The 3,544-nt window shown below is 60.4% G+C and carries 2 protein-coding genes; one reads left to right on the forward strand and one right to left on the reverse strand.

The features are described from left to right. Nucleotides 1-304 precede the first annotated feature (304 nt). Nucleotides 305-2,791, reverse strand: coding sequence for a hypothetical protein (locus tag FJ398_26780; GenBank protein MBM3841488.1), 2,487 nt, complete (start codon nucleotides 2,789-2,791; stop codon nucleotides 305-307). Nucleotides 2,792-2,859: 68 nt separating this feature from the next. Here FJ398_26780 and FJ398_26785 point away from each other — a divergent pair. Continuing rightward, nucleotides 2,860-3,544 (forward strand): hypothetical protein (locus tag FJ398_26785; GenBank protein MBM3841489.1); only part of this gene is annotated, 685 nt, incomplete at its 3' end.

The raw sequence follows: 3,544 nt of genomic DNA on the forward strand, positions 1-3,544 counted from the left end.
CGGCGCAACCCGAAGGGCGGCAGTTCTTTTTCGCCAGACTTCGTTGCTTGCTCCTTACAGATCCACTTCGGGATATGCTCGTCGCTCGCGCCTCGTCTGGCCGAAAAATCCCTTGCCGCGAACGTGAGCGTATTTATGAAATGGACCACTAAGCTTTTTCCTCTCTCTCCCCGCGAGGAACGAGTGGGGAGAAAGCCGGAGAGAGGGGGATTCCTATACTGTAAAGCAACCTCCTCTCCCCGGCCCTCTCCTCCTTTTTTGAGGAGGAGAGGGAGAAGAAACGGGATCTCACGCGAAAAGCAAATCAATCCGACCGTGTTGCCCGCTCTCCCTGGCGGGCCGGAACTTGATTCAGCGTATAGTAGAACGAGTCGTGCCAGAGCGGCTGGCCGTTGGAGTTTTGGATATCCAGGCAGCGCACCCAGGTGACGTAGCCGCTTTTCCATCCGTCCAACACCAGGCGTGTGCTCAGGCGATCGGCTGAAACCTCTGCCTTCTTCATGCTGATGGGCGTCGAGCTGTCCTTCTTTCCCTCGTGGTCGATTTCGGGCGAGCCGTAGGGTTCGTGATACAGGTAAGTGAATTGCCGCACGTCGTAATTGTCGGCGTTGCCCGCCGTGACCGGGTCCACCGTTTGGGTGAAGATCAAGTCCATCCCACTCGACGTTGCACGCGCTTCTTTGATTTCAAAAGGAATCTTGCCGGTAAACCTCACGCGTTCGAGGGAAGACTCCCTGGGAGCAATCGCGGCCCACGCCGCATTCTTCAGGCCACCGACATAGAGTTTGCCATCCGGACCCATCGCAAGGCGATTCACGCCGGACAGGAATCCTCGAGCAAAGGGCCACACCGCGCCTTGCCACTCGCCGTTGACTTTCTCCAAAAAGACGCGCATCACGACGGCATTCTGGAAATCTCCCACCAGCATCTGCCCTTGGAACGGGCCGAAGCGGTCGTCCTCGATGGTGACGAATCCACTGGTCGATGGCGACCAGCGGCGCGGAAACCAAATCGCCGGCGGCGCGAACGATTTCGGCTGCTGGTACTCGGACTGGGGCGCCGGCGTGCCGGACGGATAGCCGTAAAACCGCCCGCGCTGAAGATGGTTCAGCTTGCATGCGCCGACCCAATTGCCCTGGTTGTCGGCCATGAACAGATCGCCGTCGGGCCCGTAGGACCCAAAGCCGTTCGGCGCGCGCAGCCCGCGGCAAAAACCCTCCAGGTTCTTTCCGTCCGGACTGATCTTCAGGCACCAGCCGACAAACGGCACATCCCAGCGGCCGCGTTGCCCGCAAAGGAGCGCGTAGAAGTTGTTTTGCGAGTCGATCATTGGGCCGAACGCAAAGGCGTGGTAATTGCCGGTGTAGCCCCAATCGGCGTTGACCGTCTCGAACATGTCCGCTTCGCCATTGCCGTCGGTGTCCGTGATGCGGGTCAACTCTGGCTTCTGCACGACGTAAAGGCTGTTGCGAACGGCCTTTATCCCCAGGGGCTCGTTGAGTCCTCTGGCGAAGCGGCGATACCGCGCGGCGCTGGTCGGTCCTGTCGCTCGTTCGACGATGTAGATTTCGCCCGTCCAAGTGGAGACGGCCAGCTCGTCCCTGGACAGCCAATCCATTCCCGTCACCTGGAGATTGATTTCTTTAGGCAAAGGAAAGCGTTCGATGCGATAGAACGAGTCGCCGCCATCCGGAAAAGCCGCGGTTTTGTCGCCGGGAACAACTCTGGGAGGCATCGCCGTAGAAGAACCCGCTTCCGCAATTGGGGGTCTCATTCCGGGCGGAGTTGGACGTTCCGCCAGGAATGGCTGGGCGAACTTCCTTGCATCGTCCCTGTCGCGATGTTCCGCGCTCAGAATTTCCACTGCCACTGGCGCATCGTGCGCGGGAATTCTCAACCAGGCGCGAGCCAGACGGCCCGAGACGGTTCGCGTGCGAACGAGACTTTCTCCGTTCGCTTCCGCGTTGAATGATTCCTCATACGATTCCAGACCGTCGAAAGTTTCCCAGGTCGTGGCTGCTGAACTGCGCACCCACGCGATGAGCACGTCGTTAGTCCTTTGGATAAGCGTCGCACTGGAATCGCGTTCGATTCGAGCACTCGCATGCAATTCCGCATGCGCAAGAAACCACAGGTCCGCAGAAGCGGGCCCCATCTCGAATCGGCGAACAATGCCCGTGCGCTCGTTGTCGCGATACGCGCGCCCGGTTTCTCGAACCGAGGCGGTGTTCCCATCAGGAAGGCCCACTTCATATACAAGAGTAACGGCGCCGCCCAGGGTGCTCACGGCCTTGAACTTCGTTCCTTGGGGAAGAGCGTGAGCGAGGTTGGTGGAGGGGGCGGTCGCGGTCCACGGACAAAATGGCGGCATCGTCCAGAGTGTTTTCCCTTCAAGCGTGCACAGAAACGGCGTCTTGGAGCCGGTGTAAGGCGTGCCGAACAAGTTTAAGGAAGGTCCCAGCCATGCGGTGTGCGTCCGCAGCAACTGAGTGTCAAACGCAAGGTAAAGGTTCGTGGCCAAAGCGATGGCAATGCTCCGGCTGGACTCGGCCATTGGCGCGAGGCGAAAGGGCTGATCCGCGGGGTCGCGTCTGGGCACCACGACCTTTCTGGGGCGTTGCGGCCCGTTCCCACTGGATGTGGACACGGCAGGTTTCTTTTGCTGGGCTGTTTCCTGTCCAAAGGTTCGCCAAGAAACTGGATGCGATGCGGCTAGAATGGCTGTGAGCGCGACGAACTGGATGTGCGCTCGAATGGACCGAGCATTTCTGAGACTTACAACCCGCAGCATCGCGCGTATGAACCGCCATTCATTGCTCCGTCGCAAGCGAAATCAGCGGGGAGGGGTATCCCCGGGCCGTGGCCTTTAGGCCGCTTCAACGTTGGACTCCGGAGAGCGCGCGGAAGCAGCCTGAAGGCTGCGGTCCGCACGGTTTTCGGTTCAAGGGCCATGTGCATGGTTCTGAGGCCAAGAAAGCTTCCCATGAAGCAGCCGGTAGGGCGAGCCTGTCCCCAGCGAGCCGAGTCAGACGTGTTCCACGCACGTTGATCGGCTCGCCGGGACGGACTCGCCCTACCGCTGATCGGTTCAAGGGACGAGTGCATGGTTCTGAAACCAAGGCAGCTTCCTATGAACCGTTCCTCCGGGCCGTGGCCTTTAGGCCGCTTCAACGCTCAACTCCGGAGAGTGCGCGGAAGCAGCCTGAAGGCTGCGGTCCGCACGGTTTCGGTTCAAGGGCCATGTGCATGGCCCTGAGGCCAAGAAAGGTGCCCATGAAGCAGCCGGTAGGGCGAGCCTGTCCTCAGCGAGCCGAGTCAGACGTGTTCCACGCACGTGGATCGGCTCGCCGGGACGGACTCGCCATACCGCTGATCGGTTCAAGGGACGAGTGCATGGTTCTGAAACCAAGGCAGCTTCCCCTGGACCGTTCCTCCGGACCGTGGCCTTTGGGCCGCTTCAGCGCTGGACTCCAGAGAGTGCGCGGAAGCAGCCTGAAGGCTGCGGTCCGCACGGTTTTCAGTTCAAGGGCCATGTGCACGGCCC

The sequence above is a fragment of the Verrucomicrobiota bacterium genome, assembly GCA_016871535.1.
In the GTDB taxonomy this organism is placed as follows: Bacteria; Verrucomicrobiota; Verrucomicrobiia; order Limisphaerales; family SIBE01; genus VHCZ01.

Excerpts from the sequence above, each read along its gene's own strand:
- FJ398_26780 (MBM3841488.1), bottom strand. The coding sequence starts at position 2,791 with ATGCTGCGGGTTGTAAGTCTCAGAAATGCTCGGTCCATTCGAGCGCAC.